The organism is Pseudomonas sp. HMSC066A08 (assembly GCF_001813025.1).
GTDB classification, from domain to species: domain Bacteria; phylum Pseudomonadota; class Gammaproteobacteria; order Pseudomonadales; family Pseudomonadaceae; genus Pseudomonas; species Pseudomonas aeruginosa.
This window is the reverse complement of the sequence record NZ_KV811267.1, coordinates 1-412: the sequence shown is the minus strand read 5'-3', so window position 1 is coordinate 412 and position 412 is coordinate 1. Positions and strand designations below refer to the sequence as shown.

Genomic DNA, 412 nt, shown 5'->3' with positions numbered 1-412 from the left:
TCGAGCAGGTACGAAAGTAGGTCTTAGTGATCCGGTGGTTCTGTATGGAAGGGCCATCGCTCAACGGATAAAAGGTACTCCGGGGATAACAGGCTGATACCGCCCAAGAGTTCATATCGACGGCGGTGTTTGGCACCTCGATGTCGGCTCATCACATCCTGGGGCTGAAGCCGGTCCCAAGGGTATGGCTGTTCGCCATTTAAAGTGGTACGCGAGCTGGGTTTAGAACGTCGTGAGACAGTTCGGTCCCTATCTGCCGTGGACGTTTGAGATTTGAGAGGGGCTGCTCCTAGTACGAGAGGACCGGAGTGGACGAACCTCTGGTGTTCCGGTTGTCACGCCAGTGGCATTGCCGGGTAGCTATGTTCGGAAAAGATAACCGCTGAAAGCATCTAAGCGGGAAACTTGCCTC

At 54.6% G+C, this 412-nt stretch carries 1 rRNA gene; it reads left to right on the top strand.

The features are described from left to right. Window positions 1-412: ribosomal RNA gene (locus tag HMPREF2886_RS04550) — 23S ribosomal RNA — on the top strand; the annotation flags it as partial.